The organism is Exiguobacterium sp. 8A, assembly GCF_902506275.1.
GTDB classification, from domain to species: domain Bacteria; phylum Bacillota; class Bacilli; order Exiguobacteriales; family Exiguobacteriaceae; genus Exiguobacterium; species Exiguobacterium profundum.
Genome location: NZ_LR733630.1, coordinates 138,899 through 157,497, shown reverse-complemented (window position 1 = coordinate 157,497; position 18,599 = coordinate 138,899). Strand labels below are relative to the sequence as shown.

The 18,599-nt window shown below is 46.7% G+C and carries 19 protein-coding genes and 1 other annotated feature; of the genes, 2 read left to right on the top strand and 17 right to left on the bottom strand.

Annotated features, from left to right (window positions below; all coding sequences use genetic code 11):
• Positions 1-9 precede the first annotated feature (9 nt).
• The 5 genes from GVY42_RS00770 to GVY42_RS00750 all read right to left on the bottom strand — a co-directional run bounded on the left by GVY42_RS00770 (position 10) and on the right by GVY42_RS00750 (position 5,934).
• Positions 10-960, bottom strand: coding sequence for an ABC transporter ATP-binding protein (locus tag GVY42_RS00770; RefSeq protein ID WP_015881214.1), 951 nt, complete (start codon positions 958-960; stop codon positions 10-12).
• Entirely contained in the window at positions 960-2,033 is a 1,074-nt protein-coding gene (locus GVY42_RS00765) for an ABC transporter ATP-binding protein (protein ID WP_015881213.1), read from the bottom strand. Before GVY42_RS00765 ends, GVY42_RS00770 begins: the two co-directional genes overlap by 1 nt.
• Positions 2,034-2,056: 23 nt before the next feature.
• Entirely contained in the window at positions 2,057-3,082 is a 1,026-nt protein-coding gene (gene opp3C, locus GVY42_RS00760; RefSeq protein WP_078146603.1) for an oligopeptide ABC transporter permease, read from the bottom strand.
• A complete protein-coding gene (gene opp3b / locus GVY42_RS00755) occupies positions 3,082-4,008 on the bottom strand; it encodes an oligopeptide ABC transporter permease (RefSeq protein ID WP_074037427.1) in 927 nt (308 codons plus the stop codon). Before opp3b ends, opp3C begins: the two co-directional genes overlap by 1 nt.
• Before the next feature lie 306 nt (positions 4,009-4,314).
• The gene (locus GVY42_RS00750) at positions 4,315-5,934 is read right to left on the bottom strand and encodes a peptide ABC transporter substrate-binding protein (RefSeq protein ID WP_074037428.1); all 1,620 of its coding nucleotides are present in this window, start codon (positions 5,932-5,934) and stop codon (positions 4,315-4,317) included.
• Positions 5,935-6,203: 269 nt separating this feature from the next.
• On the opposite strand from GVY42_RS00750, the gene GVY42_RS00745 reads away from it, so the two are divergent.
• A complete protein-coding gene (locus GVY42_RS00745; RefSeq protein ID WP_159562017.1) occupies positions 6,204-6,572 on the top strand; it encodes a DUF3899 domain-containing protein in 369 nt (122 codons plus the stop codon).
• Positions 6,573-6,614: 42 nt separating this feature from the next.
• Positions 6,615-6,823 (top strand) — a binding site (T-box leader).
• A gap of 50 nt (positions 6,824-6,873) precedes the next feature.
• Positions 6,874-7,875, top strand: a complete 1,002-nt coding sequence (gene trpS, locus GVY42_RS00740; RefSeq protein WP_074037431.1) for a tryptophan--tRNA ligase — start codon at positions 6,874-6,876, stop codon at positions 7,873-7,875.
• Positions 7,876-7,979: 104 nt separating this feature from the next.
• On the opposite strand, the gene GVY42_RS00735 is transcribed toward trpS, so the two are convergent.
• From GVY42_RS00735 to GVY42_RS00680, 12 genes are all read right to left on the bottom strand, one after another.
• Complete coding sequence (locus tag GVY42_RS00735; RefSeq protein ID WP_159562016.1) at positions 7,980-9,632, bottom strand: peptide ABC transporter substrate-binding protein; 1,653 nt, start codon at positions 9,630-9,632, stop codon at positions 7,980-7,982.
• A 202-nt stretch (positions 9,633-9,834) separates the two neighbouring features.
• Positions 9,835-11,367: a peptide ABC transporter substrate-binding protein gene (locus GVY42_RS00730; protein ID WP_159562015.1), complete on the bottom strand. Its 1,533-nt coding sequence runs from the start codon at positions 11,365-11,367 to the stop codon at positions 9,835-9,837.
• Between the two features lie 66 nt (positions 11,368-11,433).
• The gene (gene fabF, locus GVY42_RS00725; protein ID WP_074037435.1) at positions 11,434-12,666 is read right to left on the bottom strand and encodes a beta-ketoacyl-ACP synthase II; all 1,233 of its coding nucleotides are present in this window, start codon (positions 12,664-12,666) and stop codon (positions 11,434-11,436) included.
• Positions 12,663-13,622, bottom strand: coding sequence for a beta-ketoacyl-ACP synthase III (locus GVY42_RS00720; protein WP_159562014.1), 960 nt, complete (start codon positions 13,620-13,622; stop codon positions 12,663-12,665). Before GVY42_RS00720 ends, fabF begins: the two co-directional genes overlap by 4 nt.
• A gap of 85 nt (positions 13,623-13,707) precedes the next feature.
• A complete protein-coding gene (mtnN, locus tag GVY42_RS00715) occupies positions 13,708-14,409 on the bottom strand; it encodes a 5'-methylthioadenosine/S-adenosylhomocysteine nucleosidase (RefSeq protein ID WP_159562013.1) in 702 nt (233 codons plus the stop codon).
• Between the two features lie 54 nt (positions 14,410-14,463).
• Positions 14,464-14,937, bottom strand: coding sequence for a transcription elongation factor GreA (gene greA / locus GVY42_RS00710; RefSeq protein WP_015881202.1), 474 nt, complete (start codon positions 14,935-14,937; stop codon positions 14,464-14,466).
• A 67-nt stretch (positions 14,938-15,004) separates the two neighbouring features.
• Entirely contained in the window at positions 15,005-15,640 is a 636-nt protein-coding gene (gene udk, locus GVY42_RS00705; RefSeq protein WP_015881201.1) for a uridine kinase, read from the bottom strand.
• Between the two features lie 16 nt (positions 15,641-15,656).
• Entirely contained in the window at positions 15,657-16,298 is a 642-nt protein-coding gene (locus GVY42_RS00700; protein WP_159563624.1) for an O-methyltransferase, read from the bottom strand.
• A 62-nt stretch (positions 16,299-16,360) separates the two neighbouring features.
• A complete protein-coding gene (mltG, locus tag GVY42_RS00695; RefSeq protein WP_084543099.1) occupies positions 16,361-17,503 on the bottom strand; it encodes an endolytic transglycosylase MltG in 1,143 nt (380 codons plus the stop codon).
• A 68-nt stretch (positions 17,504-17,571) separates the two neighbouring features.
• Positions 17,572-17,868 carry a DUF1292 domain-containing protein gene (locus GVY42_RS00690; RefSeq protein WP_015881198.1) on the bottom strand — a complete coding sequence of 99 codons (297 nt, stop codon included), beginning with the start codon at positions 17,866-17,868 and terminating at the stop codon, positions 17,572-17,574.
• A 13-nt stretch (positions 17,869-17,881) separates the two neighbouring features.
• On the bottom strand, positions 17,882-18,304 hold the full coding sequence (gene ruvX / locus GVY42_RS00685; protein ID WP_015881197.1) for a Holliday junction resolvase RuvX: 423 nt from the start codon (positions 18,302-18,304) through the stop codon (positions 17,882-17,884).
• A 1-nt stretch (position 18,305) separates the two neighbouring features.
• Positions 18,306-18,572, bottom strand: coding sequence for an IreB family regulatory phosphoprotein (locus GVY42_RS00680; protein WP_015881196.1), 267 nt, complete (start codon positions 18,570-18,572; stop codon positions 18,306-18,308).
• Positions 18,573-18,599 lie beyond the last annotated feature (27 nt).

Below are 18,599 nucleotides of genomic sequence, written 5' to 3'. Positions count from 1 at the left end.
TTGATTTCGTTACACGAGTTGCGCTTTATACGCCTCGTACTCTTCGTCTGTGAGCGAGACATAGTGTCCTGGCTCAACTTCGCGAAGTGGCGGGATACTTGAATCTTCATCTGAACGTCCGACTGGACCTTTCGATGTCGATTCATATACGATCCGTTTACGTGTACGCTCATGCTCTGGGTCTGGAAGCGGAATCGCTGAAAGGAGCGATTTCGTATAGGCATGAATTGGGTTCTCATAAAGGCGATCTGCTGTTGCAAGCTCTACGAGGTGACCTTGATACATAACACCGATACGGTCAGAGATGTATTTAACCATCGACAAATCGTGAGCGATGAACAAATACGTCAAATCGCGATCGCGTTGCAATTCTTTCATCAAGTTGACGACCTGCGCTTGAATCGAAACGTCAAGTGCAGAAATCGGCTCATCGGCGATGATGAAGTCCGGTTCAACCGCAAGAGCACGGGCAATCCCGATACGCTGACGCTGACCACCTGAGAATTCATGTGGATAACGGCTCGCGTGCTCTTTCGTCAAACCAACTGTTTCAAGAAGGTCATATACGCGATTCATGCGGTCTTCTTTCGTCTTCGCAAGACCGTGAATATCGATTCCTTCTGCGATAATATCGGCGACTGTCATACGCGGATTGAGCGAAGCGTATGGATCTTGGAAAATCATTTGCATCGCACGGTTGAATTTCAACTTGTCCGCCTTCGATTTTTTATCGTGGACGTTTTCGCCTTTGAACACGACATCGCCATCCGTCGCGTCGTAGAGACCGATAATCGTACGTCCTGTCGTTGACTTCCCACAACCAGACTCACCTACGAGACCAAGCACTTCACCTTTGTAAATATCAAATGAAATCCCGTCGACCGCTTTGACAACGCGGCCACGACCAATTTTAAAGTGCTGCTTCAGGTTTTTTACCTCGAGTAATTTCTCGCGTTCCATTATTCAGCACCACCTTTCGTAAACGATTTTGCGAACGCACTGTCTGGACGATATTTGAGAGCGAGTTCACGAATCGCGCGTGGCGGGTTCACCGCTGGCGCTTGCGGATGTAATAACCAACTCGAAGCGAAGTGTGTATCACTTACTTGGAACATCGGTGGCTCTTTCTCAAAATCAATCTTCATCGCGTATGGATTACGCGGTGCGAATGCATCCCCTTTTGGAGGGTCGAGCAAGTTTGGAGGCGTACCCGGGATTGCCGGTAACGCTTCATTGCGGTCATCTGTCGGACGCGGCATCGAACCGAGAAGTCCCCATGTGTATGGGTGACGTGGCTCATAGAAAATCTCATCAACCGTTCCTTTTTCAACGAGACGTCCCGCATACATAACAGCAACACGGTCAGCCATGTTCGCAACAACACCAAGGTCGTGCGTGATGAAGATAATCGCTGTGCCGGTCTTTTGCTGAATGTCTTTTAACAGTTCAAGAATCTGCGCTTGAATCGTTACGTCGAGTGCTGTTGTCGGTTCATCGGCAATCAACACTTTTGGGTTACATGCGAGTGCGATTGCAATAACGATCCGTTGTCGCATCCCACCAGAAAGTTGGTGTGGATACTGTTTCAAGCGTGCTTCAGGGTTTGGAATCCCTACAAGTGTCAACAATTCGAGCGTACGTTTCTTCGCATCCTCACCCGTTAACCCTTGGTGCTGTTTCAACCCTTCTGCGATTTGCTTGTAAATCGTCATCGTCGGGTTGAGCGATGTCATCGGGTCTTGGAAAATCATTGCGATGTCGCGACCACGAATTTTAAGCATTTCTTTTTCCGAAAGTTTCGCCAAGTCTTTTCCTTCGAACATGATTTCTCCGTTCGTGATTTCACCTGGAGGGTTCGGAATGAGACGCATAATTGCCTTAGAAGTAACGGATTTACCTGAACCCGATTCTCCTACGATGGCGAGCGTCTCGCCTTTTTTCAAATCAAACGAAACACCACGAACAGCCTGAACTGTTCCTGCATATGTGTGGAACGAGACCTCTAAGTCTCGGACTGATAAAATCGTTTCCATGCACGAGTCCCCCTCTTTCTTTTTTATTTACGCATTTTCGGATCGAACGCATCACGCAAACCGTCAGCAAGCAAGTTGAAGCTGACCATAAGCAAGACGATGATGACAGACGGGATAATAAGAAGGAACGGGAATGTCCGTAGTTCTTTGTATCCATCGTTGATCAACGTACCAAGTGATGCCTGTGGTGGTTGAAGCCCGATTCCGATAAAGCTGAGGAATGCCTCGAAGAAGATCGCAGATGGAATCGTGAACATGAGTGTGATGATAATAGCACCCAATGTGTTCGGAATTAAATGTTTGAAAATCAAGCGTCCACTTGAAGCACCGAGTGTACGAGCTGCCAAGACGAACTCTTGGTTTTTGAGTTTAAGAATTTGTCCTCGAACGAGTCGACTCATCCCAATCCAACCGGTGATGGCCATGGCAAGGATGATGGTGAAGACACCTGGGTCAAAGATCAAGATGAACAAGATGATCAAAATCAAGTTAGGTACACCTGTCAAGATTTCAACAATACGTTGCATGATGTTATCGGTACGACCACCAAAGTAAGCCGAGATTCCACCGTATGCAACTCCAATGATTGTATCGATGATGGCTGCGACTAAACCGATGAAGAGGGAGATTCGTGTCCCTTCCCAAATCCGCGACCAAAGATCACGACCGAGATAATCGGTACCAAACCAGAAGTTTTCTTCTACATTCTTCTGTTCGTAGAAGTCGATTTCACGACCTCCAAGTGTTGCCAACCCATCAAATCCAGCCCATTCAAGTCCAGTGACTTTAGGCGGTAGTTTTGCTTGCGAGATGTTCTGTTCATATGCATCTCGGCTTGAGAGCATCGGTCCAAACAAAGCGAGTGCGACGAGAATTAAAATAATCGAGAGCGAGATGATAGCCGCCTTGTTTTTCTTTAGGCGCATCCATGCATCTTGCCAAAAGTTCAAACTTTTTCCGGCAATCCGCTCACCAAGCTGTTCATTCATTTCAACTGGTGTGAACATGTCTTGGTCGAACTGTTCGTAATTCTTTTTGTTTTCAATCATCAGTTATTCCCCCCAAGACGAATACGTGGGTCCACAACCCCATAGAGCAAGTCGACAAGTAAAATGATAATAATGAAGAGGGCCGAGAAGAAGAGTGTCGTGCCCATGATGACAGAGTAATCATTCAACGTGATTGACGTAACGAACAATTCTCCAAGACCAGGTACTGCGAAAATTTTCTCGATAACGAATGTACCCGTTAAAAGTCCAGCTGTCATCGGTCCAAGAATCGTGATCGCTGGGATCATCGCGTTACGGACCATGTGTTTCCATACGATGGCGTTACCCGTCAACCCTTTCGCTTTCGCGAGCGTGACATAGTCTTGTCCGGTTACTTCTAACATCTCGGTTCGGACGAAACGGGCAATTGCTGCCGTAACACCGAGCGATAACGAGATGGTTGGTAAGATTGTATGAGCTGGAGATTCCCAGAATGCTACCGGGAGCAACTGTAATTTAACTCCAACATAGTACTGAAGGAGGGCTGCAAAGACGAATGATGGGACGGAAATCCCGATTACCGATACGAACATTGAACCATAGTCAATTGCCGTATTGTGACGAATCGCCGCAACAACACCCAACAATACACCTAATAGAGTTCCAAGAACTAATGCCTGAACCCCTAATTGTGCCGATGGACCAATTCGTTCCATAATCAACTCAGTTACTGGACGGTTAGCCGTACGGAAAGATACGCCAAGGTCACCTTGTAGCATGTTTCCAATGTACGTCGCATAGCGGACCGGAAGCGGATCATTGAGTCCGTAGCGGTCATTCAACAATTGAATTTGTGATTCTGTCAGTTTTTCCTGGTTCTGATAAGGCGAACCTGGGAGCAGGTCCATCAGGAAGAACGTGAACGTGGCAATCAAGAAGAACGTGATGAGGCCGTAAGTCAGCCGTTGTAGGATATAACGTCCCATGAATAAAAACCCCCTGTTTTGTCTAATTCTTTCTACTACTTGCACCAACAGCTTCACTATGACATATGACCTATTTTTCAAATTCACAAAATGAAAGGAATTTTCTGAAAGAATAGCGTATACGTCATCTCAAGGCTCTTAGTACAGCGACTGAAAATAAAGAAAATTCTTTTCAGAGATTATTCTGAATTTTCACTGTTACTACATTATACTTTACCAACAAAACATTTGAACAGTATTTTCTCTTACTTCGCTAGAATTTTTTAGAAAATTGGGGACATGCGGTTAGCATGCCCCCTCCTTCCATTACTTAATATCAACGTATTTGTACTGGTAATCAGCACCAAATAATTGACGGTTGAAGTTCTCGACGTTTGGACGGATCAAGTATGCCACACCAGCTTGGTAGATAGGCATGATTGCTTGATCTTGTTCAATCAAGAGAGCTTCAGCTTCTTTGAACAAGTCGTAACGTGCATCGATGCTTGTTTCAGCAGATGCTTCATCAATCAACTTGTCATACTCAGATGACGAGTAGTTGATGTCGTTTTGTCCATTGTCTGAAGTGAAGATACCAAGGTTCGTAAGCGGATCTTGGTAGTCAGGTCCCCAAAGTGCGAATGACATTTGGTAGTCCCCTTTTGCTTCACGCTCAAGTTTGTTGTTGAAAGGTTGTTGTGCGATCTCAACCGTTACGTTCGGCAAGTTCGACTCGATTTGACCTTTCATGTACTCAGAGATTTGTTTCGATACTTCACTGTCGAACGAGAGGAGTTCGATTGTTGTTGCTTCTCCACCGGTTACTTCTTCCCAAAGTGAAGCAGCTTCTTCAGTGTTTGTTTTGAAGTATTCCACGCCTTCTGTATAATCCGTTCCGTCTTCATACTTGATGAAGTCTTTCGGGATGAATGACGTCGTTGCTACTGAACCGTTGTTCAAGAGCTGATCGATAATCCCTGATGGGTCGACTGCGCGTGCGATTGCTTTACGTGCATTTACATCAGAGAAAAGTTCATCTTCATGGTTAAACTTGAAGTAACCAACTGCAGAACGAAGACCTGTGTTGTAATCTTCATCTTCTTGGAATGCTGCGACTTGCTCTGATGCGAGACCAGCATAGTCGACATCGCCCGCTTCATACAAGTTGACGACTGTAGATGTTTCTTTAACAACTTTCACATCAACAGAGTCGAGAGCAACATTTTCTGCATCCCAATATGATTCGTTTTTCGTTAAGACATAGCCTTGTTCACGATCCCATTTAGTCCATGTGAACGGTCCGTTATAAAGAAGGTTTTCAGGACCAGTCGTGAAGTCTTCACCTTTTTCTGTAGCGAATGCTTCGTTGATCGGAGTGAATGTACCGAACGAAGTAAGTGAAAGGAATGATGGGTCTGGACGCTCGAGTGTAACTTCGAGTGTCTTCTCATCGATTGCTTTTACGCCAAGCTCTTCTTTTGGTGTGTCACCAGTGTTGATTGCTTCAGCGTTTTTAACTGTGTTCATGATGTATGCGTACTGTGAGCCTGTTGCAGGATCAACAGCTCGTTGCCAAGCGTAAACAAAGTCGTTTGCTGTGACCGGTTCCCCGTTTGACCATTCAGCATCACGAAGTTTGAACGTGTAAACCGTTTCGTCTTCGTTTACTTCTGGTTCGCCTTCAGCAAGTGCCGGGACGGCATTTCCATCTTTATCAAGACGGTAAAGACCTTCCATTGTGTTGGCGATCAAGTTGAATGCGACCGCGTCTGTAGCAAGAGCCGGATCGGCTGTTGTGATATCTGACGTATCCGTCAAACGAAGAACTTTCTCTCCGTTTGAAGAAGAACCGCCGCCATCAGAGTCTCCGCCTGTCGAACAAGCTGCGAGAACTGAACCGAGTGCCAAGATGATTGTCATCATGAGCAAAATCGATTTTTTCTTCATTGCGATTTCCCCTTTCGTTTTAAAAAACTAGCCGATCGTCGAATAAACATCTTACTTTTTCTTTAATTTTCTGAATATTTCATAAAGTATTCGACGAAAGAACGTTAGGGCTATTGTAAGAAATTTTTAATATAACTGTCAACTATTGAATAAAACGCTGTCATTTGATTTAACATTCTTACTCGCTTTCTGCCCCACCTTCCTAGTATCATAGAAGAAACACGGAATGTTGATGCATTCCCTCTAACGCTCGAAAGGAGATTACATCGTTGAAAAAGTTTCGAAATATATTGATTGTTTGGGGGATTGTCACACTTTTCTATACGGTGTGGTCAATTTTTTCCTATTTCCGAACTGAGTCCTTCACGTTTCATTTGAGTGGCGGCTTGTTCGTTTCAGGTATTCTGATATTTGCCATCGGGATGTTCTCCCATATGAGTGCAACAGGTCTATTTGACGGAATCATGTACGGATTTAAGCGTAATCGACGTGCAAAGTTGAAGGAAATTGACGCGGACTATGAAGAAGATGAGGAAGAAGAACCGGAAGATCGACAACTTCGTAAACAATCGGCTTGGAACTGGGTGTATGTCGGAGTTGGAAGTATCGCTCTCTCATTTCTCGTCGCTTTGATTTAATCTTTTCGTCACTTGAATCCTGTGCTAAACTAAATGCAGAATAAGAACACTTGGATGAAGACAAGTAATTCAATTCCCCTTTTCCTCAGAGAGTCTACGGTGCTGTGAGTAGATGAAAAGTTATTGAATGAATGGACTTCGGAGTGGCTCGCCTGAACAAAAAGTATGGCGAGACGGTTCACGCCCGTTAACGCGTTCAAGTGGCATAGTATATGCAAATTTGGGTGGCACCGCGGCTATTCGTCCCGATTTATTCGGGCGGACGACTGCGGTTTTTTATATTTTTCGGAGGTGTATTCACATGGCAACGATTTTTTCAGGAATCAAACCGACCGGCGTCGTGACGCTCGGGAACTACCTTGGCGCGATGAAACAATTCGTCGACCTACAAGACGACAACAATGCCTATTATTGTATCGTCGATTTACATTCAATTACTGTTCAACTCGACCGTGTCGAGCTCATGAACAACACGCGAAAATTAGCAGCACTTTATCTCGCGTCCGGTCTCGACCCGGAGAAAGCGACGATTTTCGTACAGTCTGAAGTAAAAGCACACGCTCAACTCGGTTGGATGTTAACTTGTATCGCCGGCATGGGTGAGCTCGGTCGTATGACGCAGTATAAAGACAAGTCGCAAGGCAGCGAGAATGTTGGTGCAGGGTTGTTCGTCTACCCGACGCTCATGGCTTCTGATATTTTGTTATACAATACGGAACTTGTTCCAGTCGGAGACGACCAAAAGCAACACATCGAACTGACTCGTGACTTGGCGGAACGCTTTAACAAACGTTATTACGAGACATTCACGATGCCGGAACCACTCATTCAAAAAGAAGGCGCTCGGATCATGTCTCTCACGAATCCCGTGAAGAAGATGTCTAAATCGGATACGAATGCCAAAGGATATATCTCGATGCTCGATGAGCCGAATGTCATTCGCAAGAAAATCAAGAGTGCCGTCACAGATTCGAGTGGTGTCATCTCATTCGATCGGGAGAACAAACCAGGGATTTCAAACTTGTTGGAAATTTATTCACTCTCTACCGGCACTTCAATTGATGACCTCGTCAAGCAATATGAGAATTCGAACTACGGAACATTTAAACAGGATGTGGCAGAAGCGGTCGTTGCCCTGCTTGAACCAATTCAAACGCGTTATCACGAGTTGATTGATTCACCAGAACTCGATGAAATCCTTGATGCCGGTCGCGTGAAGGCTGAAGCCGTCGCGAACAAGAATCTCGCAAAAATCGAGAAAGCAATGGGTCTCAGTCGCAAGCGTGCCAAAGTGAAAAAATAAATGATGTTAAAAAGAACGCTCAGCTGAGCGTTCTTTTTAACATCAAATATCTACATAAAAAAGAGAGACAGGCGTCCCTGTCTCTCTTCGTAAAGATGATTTGATTATTCTTTTCCTTCGATTGAAGCCCACTTGTAAGAGTAGTCCGCACCGAATGCGTGCTCAACGATATCCTTAACATATGGCTTCGTGAGGCGAGCCGATCCACGTTGGTAAACTGGCGAGATTGCGTTCTCTTCAAGAACGATTTTCTCTGCAGCTTGAAGGTCAGCCCAACGCTGTTCAGCATCTGTGCTTGATTTCGCAGATTCGATCAACTTATCGAATTCTTCATTCGACCACTTACCACGGTTGTATGGTCCGTCAGTGACGAAGAGGTCAACGAATGTCATTGGATCTTGGTAGTCAGGACCCCATCCAGCGAATGTGAACTCGAACTCACCTTTGTTCTCAAGGTCAAGTTTGTTGTTGAACGGTTGTTGTTTGATTGTAACCGTAATTCCTGGAAGGTTCTTCTCAAGCTCACCTTTGATGAACTCACCGATTTGCTTCGCAGACTCTGAGTCATAGTTGAGGAGCTCAAGTTCAACTTTGTCTGTTCCGAGCTCTTCAAGTCCAGCTTCCCAAAGTTCTTTCGCACGATCCACGTCATAGCCGCCGATGTCGCCGTTTGCTTCACGGAAGTCTTTGCCGTCAGGACCTGTTACGAAGTCTTTTGGTACGAGGTAGTTCGCAGGAATCGAACCGTTCGCAAGAAGCGTCTCTGAGATTGCTGCTTTATCGTATGCCGCGTCAATCGCGTTACGGATGTTTTGGTTATTTAATTCTTCAACAGCAGTGTTGAACTGGAGGTAGAAGAGTGTTGGTTCAACGACAGTTGAGAACTCTTCGCTGTCTTGATACTGGGCTACGAGCTCAGAAGTCAAGCCTGTGCGGTCAACGTCACCGTTTTCATACAAGTTAACACCTGTTGAAACTTCTTTAACGACTTTAACGTTGATTTCTTCAAGTTTAACTGTGTCAGCATCCCAATAGTCTTCGTTCTTGACCATCTTCCAGCCTTGCTCGCGCTCCCAGCTGTCGAGTTTGAACGGTCCGTTGTAGAGAGTCGTCTCTGCAGATGTACCGAAGTTCTCGCCTTGCTCTGTATCGAATGACTCGAGTTTTGGCATGAATACGCCGAAGCTAGTCAATCCGAGGAAGTAGTCAGCTGGTGCTGTCAATTTAACTTCAAGAGTTTGATCGTCGATTGCTTTAACGCCTACAGCATCGCGCTCGCCTTCACCTGTGTTGTACGCTTCTGCGCCTTCGATGATTGACATAACGTATGCATATTGTGATGCGTTATCTGGGTTGAGTACTTCTTTCCAAGCGTATTCGAAGTCGTTCGCTGTGACAGGCTCCCCGTTTGACCAAGTCGCGCCTTCACGGATTTTGAACGTGTACGTTTTACCGTCTTCTGAAACGTCGTGGTCTTCAGCCATACCCGGAGTCGGGTTGTCTTCTTCGTCCATGCGGTAGAGACCTTCGTTAACGTTGTTCAACACGTTGAACGATACAGCATCTGTTGCGAGTGTCGGGTTAAGTGAAGGAATATCTGAAGAATCGAGCAAGTTGAGGACTTGCGCTTCGTCAGAAGAACTTTGATTCGAGTCTGTTGATGCGCCTTCCTCTTCCCCTGTCGAACATGCAGCTAGGAATGCACTTGATAGAAGTGTAACCGATGATGCTAAAGCAAAACCTTTTTTCTTATTCATTGCGATGACCCCCTGATTTTTTCGTTTTAACGAAGTGAATGATGGTAGAAAATTCAGTCATTTCTTCTGACAGTATTTGTTACCAAAATCCCGTTGATGCAATAATACAATATTCTGATAATTTTGCAAAGTGTTTATTTTGATTTTTCTAAAAAATTTTATCTATAGTCTAAAAGCCCGCCTACAGTGGCGGGCTTTTAGCTCAATTTTCGTATTTTTTTGCAAAGGTTAGGACATATGAAGGACCGGTGACCGGATATCCGATATGGTCGTAACCTTTTTCGATCACATAAGAGCGTCCAGCTTGATAGATTGGCATAACAACAGCCTCTTCTAACAGCTGTGCCTCCGCTTCTCGGAAGATTTCATTTCGTTCTTCCAACCGATCCGTTGAGCGAGCCTGATCCATCAATTTATCATACGATTCGCTGGCATATCGACTCGAATTGAGGACATCGTTTGTTTCAAATTGAGTCAAATAGGCGGATAACATCGGATAGTCTGGTTGCCAGCCTGATAGAGAAAACACATAATCCCCTGAGACTTCTTTCCTAACTTTTTCTCCTAAGGGGAGCTCGATAATGTTAACGGTCAAACCATCCAACTGTTCCAAATTCTTCTTTAATTTTGCGGAGATTTGACGCGCTTCGTCATCGACAAAGCTGAGCAGCTCGATTTCGAGTTCATCTTTCTTCAGCCGTTTCTTCACGGTGTCAAACAATTGGTCGGCGTTTCCTTCCAATTGTGCGATCGCATCCTCTTGGTCGATGACGAGTAATCGTTCTGTCGTCTGTTCCGCTCGCGCGAGTGAATCCTCGATTTCCGACCGCTCAAGCGTCAATGCGATGGCTTGTCGGAACGCTACATCATTAAACGGGGCTTTTTTAACATTCGGCTTTAAATAAAAGACTCCACTTCGTGGAACGTCCTGTACGTTCAAAATTTCCTCATCAATCGTGGAAACGTCAAAATCGTATGGGACGGGTTGCATTCCTGTCGCTTCCGTCAAGTTCGCTTCACTATTAATGGTAATCGTTTCAAGCGTGACCTGTTCAGCTTCTCGGTACGTTTCATTTTTATGTAACGAGATGGTCGTATCTCCGATTGCCTTGATTTTAAATGGACCGTTCGTCTCTAGCTCTTCCCATGCTTCCACATTTGGTTGAGGTAAAAATGCGGGCATCGCCAAAATCTGTTCGAACCCTTCCATCGGACGGACAAGAGTCAACTCGAGCGTCCGGTCATCGATTGCCTTGACCCCTAGCGTATCTGGTTCTTGTTGGCCAAGTCCGATTTCTTTTGCGGATTGAACATCTGCTAGTAAGAAGCTGAACGGTGAATTCGTATCGACGTCCACGAGTTTTTGGAAGTGATCGACGAATGTTTGCGCGTCAATCGCATTCCCTTCTGTCGTCACACTCTCTTTTAATGTGAATGTATAGACCGTTCCATCTTCGGATCGCTCTAACTTCTCAACGAGCGCTGGTTCGATGGTCCCGTCTGCTCCGAATCGATACAGGCCTTCGTAGAGATGGGACAGGATTGTTTGAGATGACGGATCGATTGCTAGCATGACATCCGGCTGAGTCGGAAGTGACTCCCCGTAAATCGTCAATTGTTGTTCTTCTACTGGTACTAGTTTGCGTGACTGCTCTCGTTGTTCGTTCCAAATAAATAAAAAAAGGATAAGGACTGAACCTAACAAGGCGGCCACGATGAATGATTTCTTTTTCATTCGTTGCACTCCTTTCTGTTAGACCAACCCTTATACCCTAACCTTTTTTGTGTGTTTTTTCTACCGTCAGTTCATCACTTTTGCAAATGCGAGTGTCGCATTGTGGCCCCCGAAGCCGAGTGAGTTACTGAGTGCATAACGAATGTCAAGTTCCCGATTTCCTTCACGTACATAATCCAAATCACAGTCTGCTGCTGGTGATTCGCAGTTAATCGTTGGATGAATCTTGCCTTCGTGAATCGATAATGCTGTGATGACGGCCTCGACGCCACCTGCACCACCAAGAAGGTGACCAATCATCGATTTTGATGAGTTGACGGCGAGCTTGTCAGCGTGTTCCCCGAACACTCGACGAATCGCTTTCGTCTCGAGCATATCGTTGAGTGGTGTACTCGTTCCATGCGCGTTGATGTATTGAACATCTTCTGGCGTGATTCCAGCGTCACGAATCGCCTCACTCATCGCTTTTGATCCGCCCTCAGCTTCTGGTGACGGTGCTGTGATATGGTATGCATCCGAACTCATTCCATATCCGACAACTTCAGCGTACATTTTTGCCCCACGTGCCAATGCGTGCTCATATTCTTCTAACACGAGCACCCCAGCTCCTTCACCCATGACGAACCCGTCGCGATTCTCATCGAACGGACGGCAGGCCGTGTTCGGGTCTGGATTCGTAGATAGAGCTTTGTTCGAACAAAATCCTGCGAACGAGAGTGGTGTGATTGGCGCTTCCGCTCCACCTGCGAACATAGCGATGGCATCTCCACGTTGAATGACACGGAAAGCTTCGCCGATTGAGTTCGTCCCTGACGCACAAGCCGTCACGGAACAGTTGCTCGGTCCTTTTGCTCCAAGATAGATAGATACTTGTCCGCTCGCCATGTTCGGAATCATCATCGGAATGAAGAACGGGCTGACGCGACGTGGTCCACGGTCATGCAAGATGGCAGACTGTTTGTCAATCGTCTCGACGCCACCAATTCCGCTCCCGATCCAAATCCCGACATCGTCCGCGATCGCTTTCACATCGAGTCCGCTGTCTTTATGGGCAGCGTCTGCCGCAAGTAAAGAATATTGGATGAAGGAATCCATCTTACGCGCTTCCTTCGGTTCGACTAAATGATCGATGTTCCATTCCTTCACTTCCGCCCCGACCTTGGCCGGGTATTGACTGATGTCAATCTTCGTCAACGTATCAATCGCGTTATCCCCTTTTAACAGGCGATCCCACATTGTTGAGACATCGTTTCCTAATGGTGATACGACTCCTAATCCTGTCACTACTACTCGTTTCATAAATGATTCCCCTCCGTAATGGTTGCGTGATTCCATGTCAGGCAGCTAGCCCCCCACGTGAGCCCAGCACCAAATCCTGCGATGACGACCGTTTGTCCATCTTGGATTTTGCCAGACTTGACCGCCTCGGCCAATGCGAGTGGAATGGAAGCTGCTGATGTATTCGCATGGTCTTGAATGGTCATGACAACTTTCTCTTCTTCTAAGTGTAAACGCTCCATCGCAGCGTCGATGATTCGACGGTTCGCCTGGTGTGGAACGAGGATGTCAAGGTCCTCCAACGTCTTATCGGCTTTGTCCAGCGCCTCAAGAACGATTTCGGGCATCTTCCGAACGGCAAATTTGAAGACTTCACGACCGTTCATGACGATTTTACCTTCTTCATTTTCATACAGATGTTTGCCACCTGTCCCGTCACTTCCGAGCACAAGTGAGTCAATTGAAGCGATATCGTCTTCCCCGAGCACGACAGCCCCTGCCCCATCTCCGAAAAGGACAGCCGTCGATCGATCATCCCAATCAATCAGACTTCCCATCTTCTCTGCGCCGATGACGAGCGTCTTTTTAAATCCTTTTGAATCCATGAGACTCTTCGCCGTGTCCATTGCAAAGATGAAACCGCTACATGCCGCGCTCACGTCGAACGCCACGGCGGCTTTCGCGCCAAGATTCGCCTGAACCACACATGCAGTTGCCGGGAAGGCTGGCGCCGTTGCTGTCGCACAAACGATGGCTTCAATGTCGTCGATTGTGACGCCCGCACTCTGTAACGCCCGTTCAGCAGCGCGTGTCGCCATATCTGCGACTGTCATATCTTCTTCAGCCAAATGACGTGCTTCGATGCCTGTACGAGTACGAATCCACTCATCGCTCGTATCCATTCGTTTTTCTAAATCGATATTTGTCACCCGATTGTCCGGTAAGAACGATCCGATGCCGATGATTCCAATATTCATATCGTCGACCCCTATTCTTAGTATCTGGTACTAATATAAGGGAATAAAAAGAGGATGTCAATGCATCCTCCTCGTGTTGACTGGATTAAGCTTGTTCTAAACGCTTCGTGACAGCCATGACCATCTTCGCAGAGTTGATCGATGCTGTCTCCAAAAACTCGTCGAATGACAAGTTCGCTTCTTCGTCTGCACTGTCTGAAATCGAGCGTGTGACGACAAAAGGAATACCAAACTGATAGCACGTTTGAGCGATTGGGGCAGCCTCCATCTCGACCGCTGCGACGCCGTCGAAATGACCGAGGATGTCCGCCACGCGTTTCGAATCGTTGATGAACGAATCTCCCGTCACAATCAATCCCTGATGTACATTCACATCTGGCAAGTTTTCAATGACCTCTTTACAGACGCTGACGAGCTTGGCATCCGCCTCATACGCCGGCGGCATACCTGGTACTTGTCCGTACTCATACCCGAATGCCGTCACGTCGACATCGTGATGACGAACTTCCGTCGAGACGACGACGTCTCCGACTTTCATCCCCTTTTTAAAACCACCGGCAGATCCTGTGTTGATGACGACGTCCGGTTTGAACTTATCAATCAAAAGTGTCGTGCCGATGGCAGCGTTGACTTTCCCGATGCCTGACTTCAAGATGACGACTTGCATGTTACCAAGATAGCCCTCATAAAAATGATAGTTCGCGATTTCAGTATCTACTCGTTCTGTCAACTCGTTCCGAAGTAGATTCACTTCTTCTTCCATCGCGCCGATGATGCCTACTTTCATTCCGTCTCCTCCTCAGAAAGAGAGCGACTTCCGAATAGGAGGTCGCTCAACAATTTATTTGATTTCTTTAATTTCGACGACCATGTCGCCACCTGGTGTTTGCACCGTGACCACATCACCAATCGTACGTCCAAGAAGTGCCTTGGCAATCGGTGATTCGTTCGAGATTTTCCCTGTGAACGGGTCTGCCTCAGCTCCACCAACGATTGTATACGTTTCGTCTTCATTATCTTCTTGAATGAAGAACGTTACCGTCTTCCCGATTGAGACAACCGAGTTATCGCCTGCATCATCTTGAATGATGACCGCGTTACGGAGCATTTCTTCTAATTGTGCGATGCGTCCTTCGACCATCGCTTGTTCTTCTTTCGCCGCGTCATATTCCGCGTTCTCTGACAAGTCACCGAAATCACGAGCAATCTTAATATTTTCAACGACTTCTTTACGGCGGACCGTCTTCAGTTCGTTTAATTCATGTTCGATCTTCGCTTTTCCGTCTAACGTCATATAGTGTTGTTTTTCAGCCATTTCTGTCACTCCTTCATTGTCTCCTAGTATATTACAGCTAGGGTTGAATTGAAAACGATTTATTTGCTCACGCGCGATTGCGCTCAGTGAGCACCCAACGGATTTTGGTCACGAGTAAATCGATCGCGACAAAGTTTTCTCCGCCTTCAGGAACGATGATATCTGCATACCTTTTTGTTGGTTCACAGAATTGTAAGTGCATCGGACGCACCACATTTGTATATTGGGCAACGACCGAATCGATTGAACGTCCACGTTCATTCAAATCACGCTGCATACGACGCAAGATTCGAACGTCCGCATCTGTATCCACGAACACTTTGATATCCATCAGATCTCGTAAACGCGCATCTTCGAGTGCCAAGATCCCTTCGACGATGACGACATCGACGGGTTCGATTAAGATGGTTTCACTTGAACGCGTGTGGGCCGCATAGTCATAGACCGGCTTTTCAATCGCCTGATGTTGTTGTAACTGTTGGATATGTTCGATCAACAAATCGTTATCAAAGGCGAAGGGGTGGTCGTAGTTCGTCTTGTACCGCTCCTCCATGGTCATCTCTGATTGATCCTTATAGTACGCGTCTTGCTCGATCATGACGACCGATTGACCTTGAAACGCATCGACGAGCGCGCGGGCCACGGTCGTTTTTCCTGATCCGGTACCCCCGGCCACGCCAATAATGACGGGTTTATGTTGCATCAAAGTTAAGTCCTCCTCATCGTAATTTACGACTGATTGCTAGGCCATCACCAAGGGGCAAAATTGCAGTATGATAATCGGTCCGTGCCATCAATTGCTCAGTAAACTGTTTCACGAGACGCACGAGCCGGCGTCGGCGTCGGTCCAGGACCGACACATCCTCTAGCAAGACGTCCCCTCGTAAAAACAAATTATCGCTGTAAATCGTACCACCAATTGGTACTAAAGCGCCATACCCATCAAAAAATTTTTGATATTGTCCTTTTGCCGCATCAATAAATACGGCATCGAATTCACCTTCAATCGTTCCAATCAATTCGACGGCATCGCCGTGAACGAGCGTAATTCGATCGCGCACGTCCGATCGATTGATGAATTCCGTCGCCTCTTCGAAACGGCGAGCATTCCGCTCAATTGTGACGATTTCTGCATCGGGTAACAATTCTGCCATGCGAATGGCACTGTAGCCGATGGCCGTACCCACTTCGAGGATTCGGGTCGGCCGTTGCATCGACAGTAAGGAGAGCAGCACTTCCGAACCCGTCAAATCCATGATTGGGACGTGATGAACACGCGCGAACGCCTCCATCTCCGTCAATAGCGGGGAGCGGTCATTGATTAGTTTTTCTACATATCCCTCATAGGATGCATGGTCCACTCGTTCCACCTCTTAACTCTCTTCATTCAAACGACCGGAAGCATCCGCTTCCGGTCGTCCCATCAATTACTGTTTGCTTCTTCAAACGCTTCCCATTCGGAACGGTACTTATTGACGTTTTGTTGGTGATCCTCATAGTCGACTTCGAACAAGACTTCCCCGTTCGGGAACCCTTCACGTGGAGGGCGTGCGTAGAAGTAAATGTTCTCCGTGTCGTTCGGATTAAGCACCGCCTCAAATGCGTCACGGCTCACGGCCGCAATCGGTCCAATCGGGATGCCTTCGTAACGATACGTGTTATATAAGGAATCGTTCTCCAAGTCCGCGAATGAAGTGAAAATCGATGTTTCCCCCGTTCCGTACCAGACGGTCGGGTCAGATTGTAATTTCATTCCGTCGTTTAAGCGATTCTCGAACACGCCGGCAATCTCTTTACGGTCTTCCGTTGACACCGCCTCTTTCTCGACAACGGATGCGAGCGCGAGCGTCTCATGGAACGTACGTCCTGAATCGGCTAAACGACCTTTGTATTCTTGATACATACTTTCGGTCGGTAGTAACATCTCATCGATGATTTCATTGAGCGTTACGCCTTTATTGAATTCATATGTGGCTGGGAACAGGTATCCTTCAAGCGGATGATAGATGCCTTCCTGCAATACTTCTTCCGTCAACATTTCATGCTCGTTTACGAGAGACTGAATGTATTCACGGTCGCTCAACTGCTCAGAAATCTCTTCTTTCGGGATTTCTGCCACTTTCGCAAGTCTCGCAATCACCTGATCAATCGTGAATCCTTCTGGAATGACGAGCTTGATATCAGGGACCACAATGACTTTACCTGTTTGCAACGTTTCAATCAATTCATCGATTGATTGTGACGGAGATAACGTATACGTCCCCGCCTGGAACGACGATTCGTTCTTAAAGCGTGTATAGAAACGGAAAATCGTGCTACTCCTTACAAGCCCATTCTCTTCTAGTAATTCACCAATGTATCCCGAACCAGCACCGAGCGGGACTTCAATCTCGACCGTTTCAGTCGAAGTTGGGTCAATCGGTTCGATGGAACGCTTCACAAAGACATATGTGAGCGCCGATCCTGTGGCGATGACGAGAAGGAAGATGGCCAGGATGACAACCGTGATGCGACGGACGATCCGGTTGCGGGCACGTTTCTCATCTGACATAGATGGATGATTCATGCATTTCTCCCCTGTTCTTTTTATAAAGAGAGGCGACGAGGGATATTCCCTAGTCGCCCGTCCCCTATTTAGTCTAGACCGACTTCGTCATTGACGATGTCGAATGCTTCCATGACCTCATCGAAGTCTTCATCGTCTTCGACGAGCTTCAAGATGAATTCGCCATCTTCAAGTTCTTCAATTTCAAATGCGTATACTTCAATCGTATCTTCATCTTCTGTCTCTGGTGCGCCAACCGGTTCGAGTACGACAAACGTCTTTTTCGAACGGTCGCTCGTCATACGGAAAATTTCTGCAAATAAATGTTCGTCTCCATTTTCGTCTGGAATACGGTACATTTCTTCTTCACGACGGATTTCTGCCATGAGAGATTCCTCCTTATTTCCCGGAACGATCCAGGTAGTTTTGTAAAATCATCACGGCCGCCATTTTGTCGATGACCGCTTTTCTCTTTTTGCGGCTGACATCTGCTGAAATGAGCATCCGTTCCGCTTGCATCGTCGTTAATCGTTCATCCACCAACACGCAAGGTAAACCCGTCTGTTCTGTGAACGCCTCGGCAAATGCCTCGGACGCCTCACCACGCGGGCCGACTGTCCCATTCATGTTTTTCGGATGACCGACGACGACTTCTTTCACATCGTACTGCTCGATAAACGGACGAAGGAGACGGACGGCTTCGTCAAAGTCAGGTTCGGTCCAGTAGACCGTCTCCACACCTTGCGCCGTCCATCCCATCAGGTCACTCACCGCGACACCAATCGTCTTCGATCCGACATCGAGTCCCATGACTCGCTTCATATTAATCCTCTCTACGATCGTTCAAATACGATTTGACCAACTCTTCGAGAAGTTCATCCCGCTCAATTTTGCGAATCAAGTTTCGCGCATCATTATGACGTGGAATGTAGGCAGGGTCACCTGACAGTAAGTATCCCACGATTTGATTGATCGGTTGATAACCTTTTTCCTCGAGTGCTTGATATACCGTAATCAGCGTCTCACGTGTGTTAGCACGTTGATCATCTTCTGGAAAATTGAATTGCATCGTGCGATCCATTTGGCTCACAAGAATCCACCTCTTTCCGTTTGCACT

What these genes read in the sequence shown, in the direction of transcription:
- GVY42_RS00720 (WP_159562014.1), bottom strand. Translation starts at nt 13,622, where the DNA reads ATGAATATTGGAATCATCGGCATCGGATCGTTCTTACCGGACAATCGG.
- fabF (WP_074037435.1), bottom strand. Translation starts at nt 12,666, where the DNA reads ATGAAACGAGTAGTAGTGACAGGATTAGGAGTCGTATCACCATTAGGA.
- trpS (WP_074037431.1), top strand. Translation starts at nt 6,874, where the DNA reads ATGGCAACGATTTTTTCAGGAATCAAACCGACCGGCGTCGTGACGCTC.
- mltG (WP_084543099.1), bottom strand. Translation starts at nt 17,503, where the DNA reads ATGAATCATCCATCTATGTCAGATGAGAAACGTGCCCGCAACCGGATC.
- GVY42_RS00750 (WP_074037428.1), bottom strand. Translation starts at nt 5,934, where the DNA reads ATGAAGAAAAAATCGATTTTGCTCATGATGACAATCATCTTGGCACTC.
- opp3C (WP_078146603.1), bottom strand. Translation starts at nt 3,082, where the DNA reads ATGATTGAAAACAAAAAGAATTACGAACAGTTCGACCAAGACATGTTC.
- GVY42_RS00690 (WP_015881198.1), bottom strand. Translation starts at nt 17,868, where the DNA reads ATGGCAGAAATCCGTCGTGAAGAAGAAATGTACCGTATTCCAGACGAA.
- GVY42_RS00735 (WP_159562016.1), bottom strand. Translation starts at nt 9,632, where the DNA reads ATGAATAAGAAAAAAGGTTTTGCTTTAGCATCATCGGTTACACTTCTA.
- GVY42_RS00770 (WP_015881214.1), bottom strand. Translation starts at nt 960, where the DNA reads ATGGAACGCGAGAAATTACTCGAGGTAAAAAACCTGAAGCAGCACTTT.
- GVY42_RS00765 (WP_015881213.1), bottom strand. Translation starts at nt 2,033, where the DNA reads ATGGAAACGATTTTATCAGTCCGAGACTTAGAGGTCTCGTTCCACACA.
- ruvX (WP_015881197.1), bottom strand. Translation starts at nt 18,304, where the DNA reads ATGAAGCGAGTCATGGGACTCGATGTCGGATCGAAGACGATTGGTGTC.
- udk (WP_015881201.1), bottom strand. Translation starts at nt 15,640, where the DNA reads ATGCAACATAAACCCGTCATTATTGGCGTGGCCGGGGGTACCGGATCA.
- greA (WP_015881202.1), bottom strand. Translation starts at nt 14,937, where the DNA reads ATGGCTGAAAAACAACACTATATGACGTTAGACGGAAAAGCGAAGATC.
- mtnN (WP_159562013.1), bottom strand. Translation starts at nt 14,409, where the DNA reads ATGAAAGTAGGCATCATCGGCGCGATGGAAGAAGAAGTGAATCTACTT.
- opp3b (WP_074037427.1), bottom strand. Translation starts at nt 4,008, where the DNA reads ATGGGACGTTATATCCTACAACGGCTGACTTACGGCCTCATCACGTTC.
- GVY42_RS00730 (WP_159562015.1), bottom strand. Translation starts at nt 11,367, where the DNA reads ATGAAAAAGAAATCATTCATCGTGGCCGCCTTGTTAGGTTCAGTCCTT.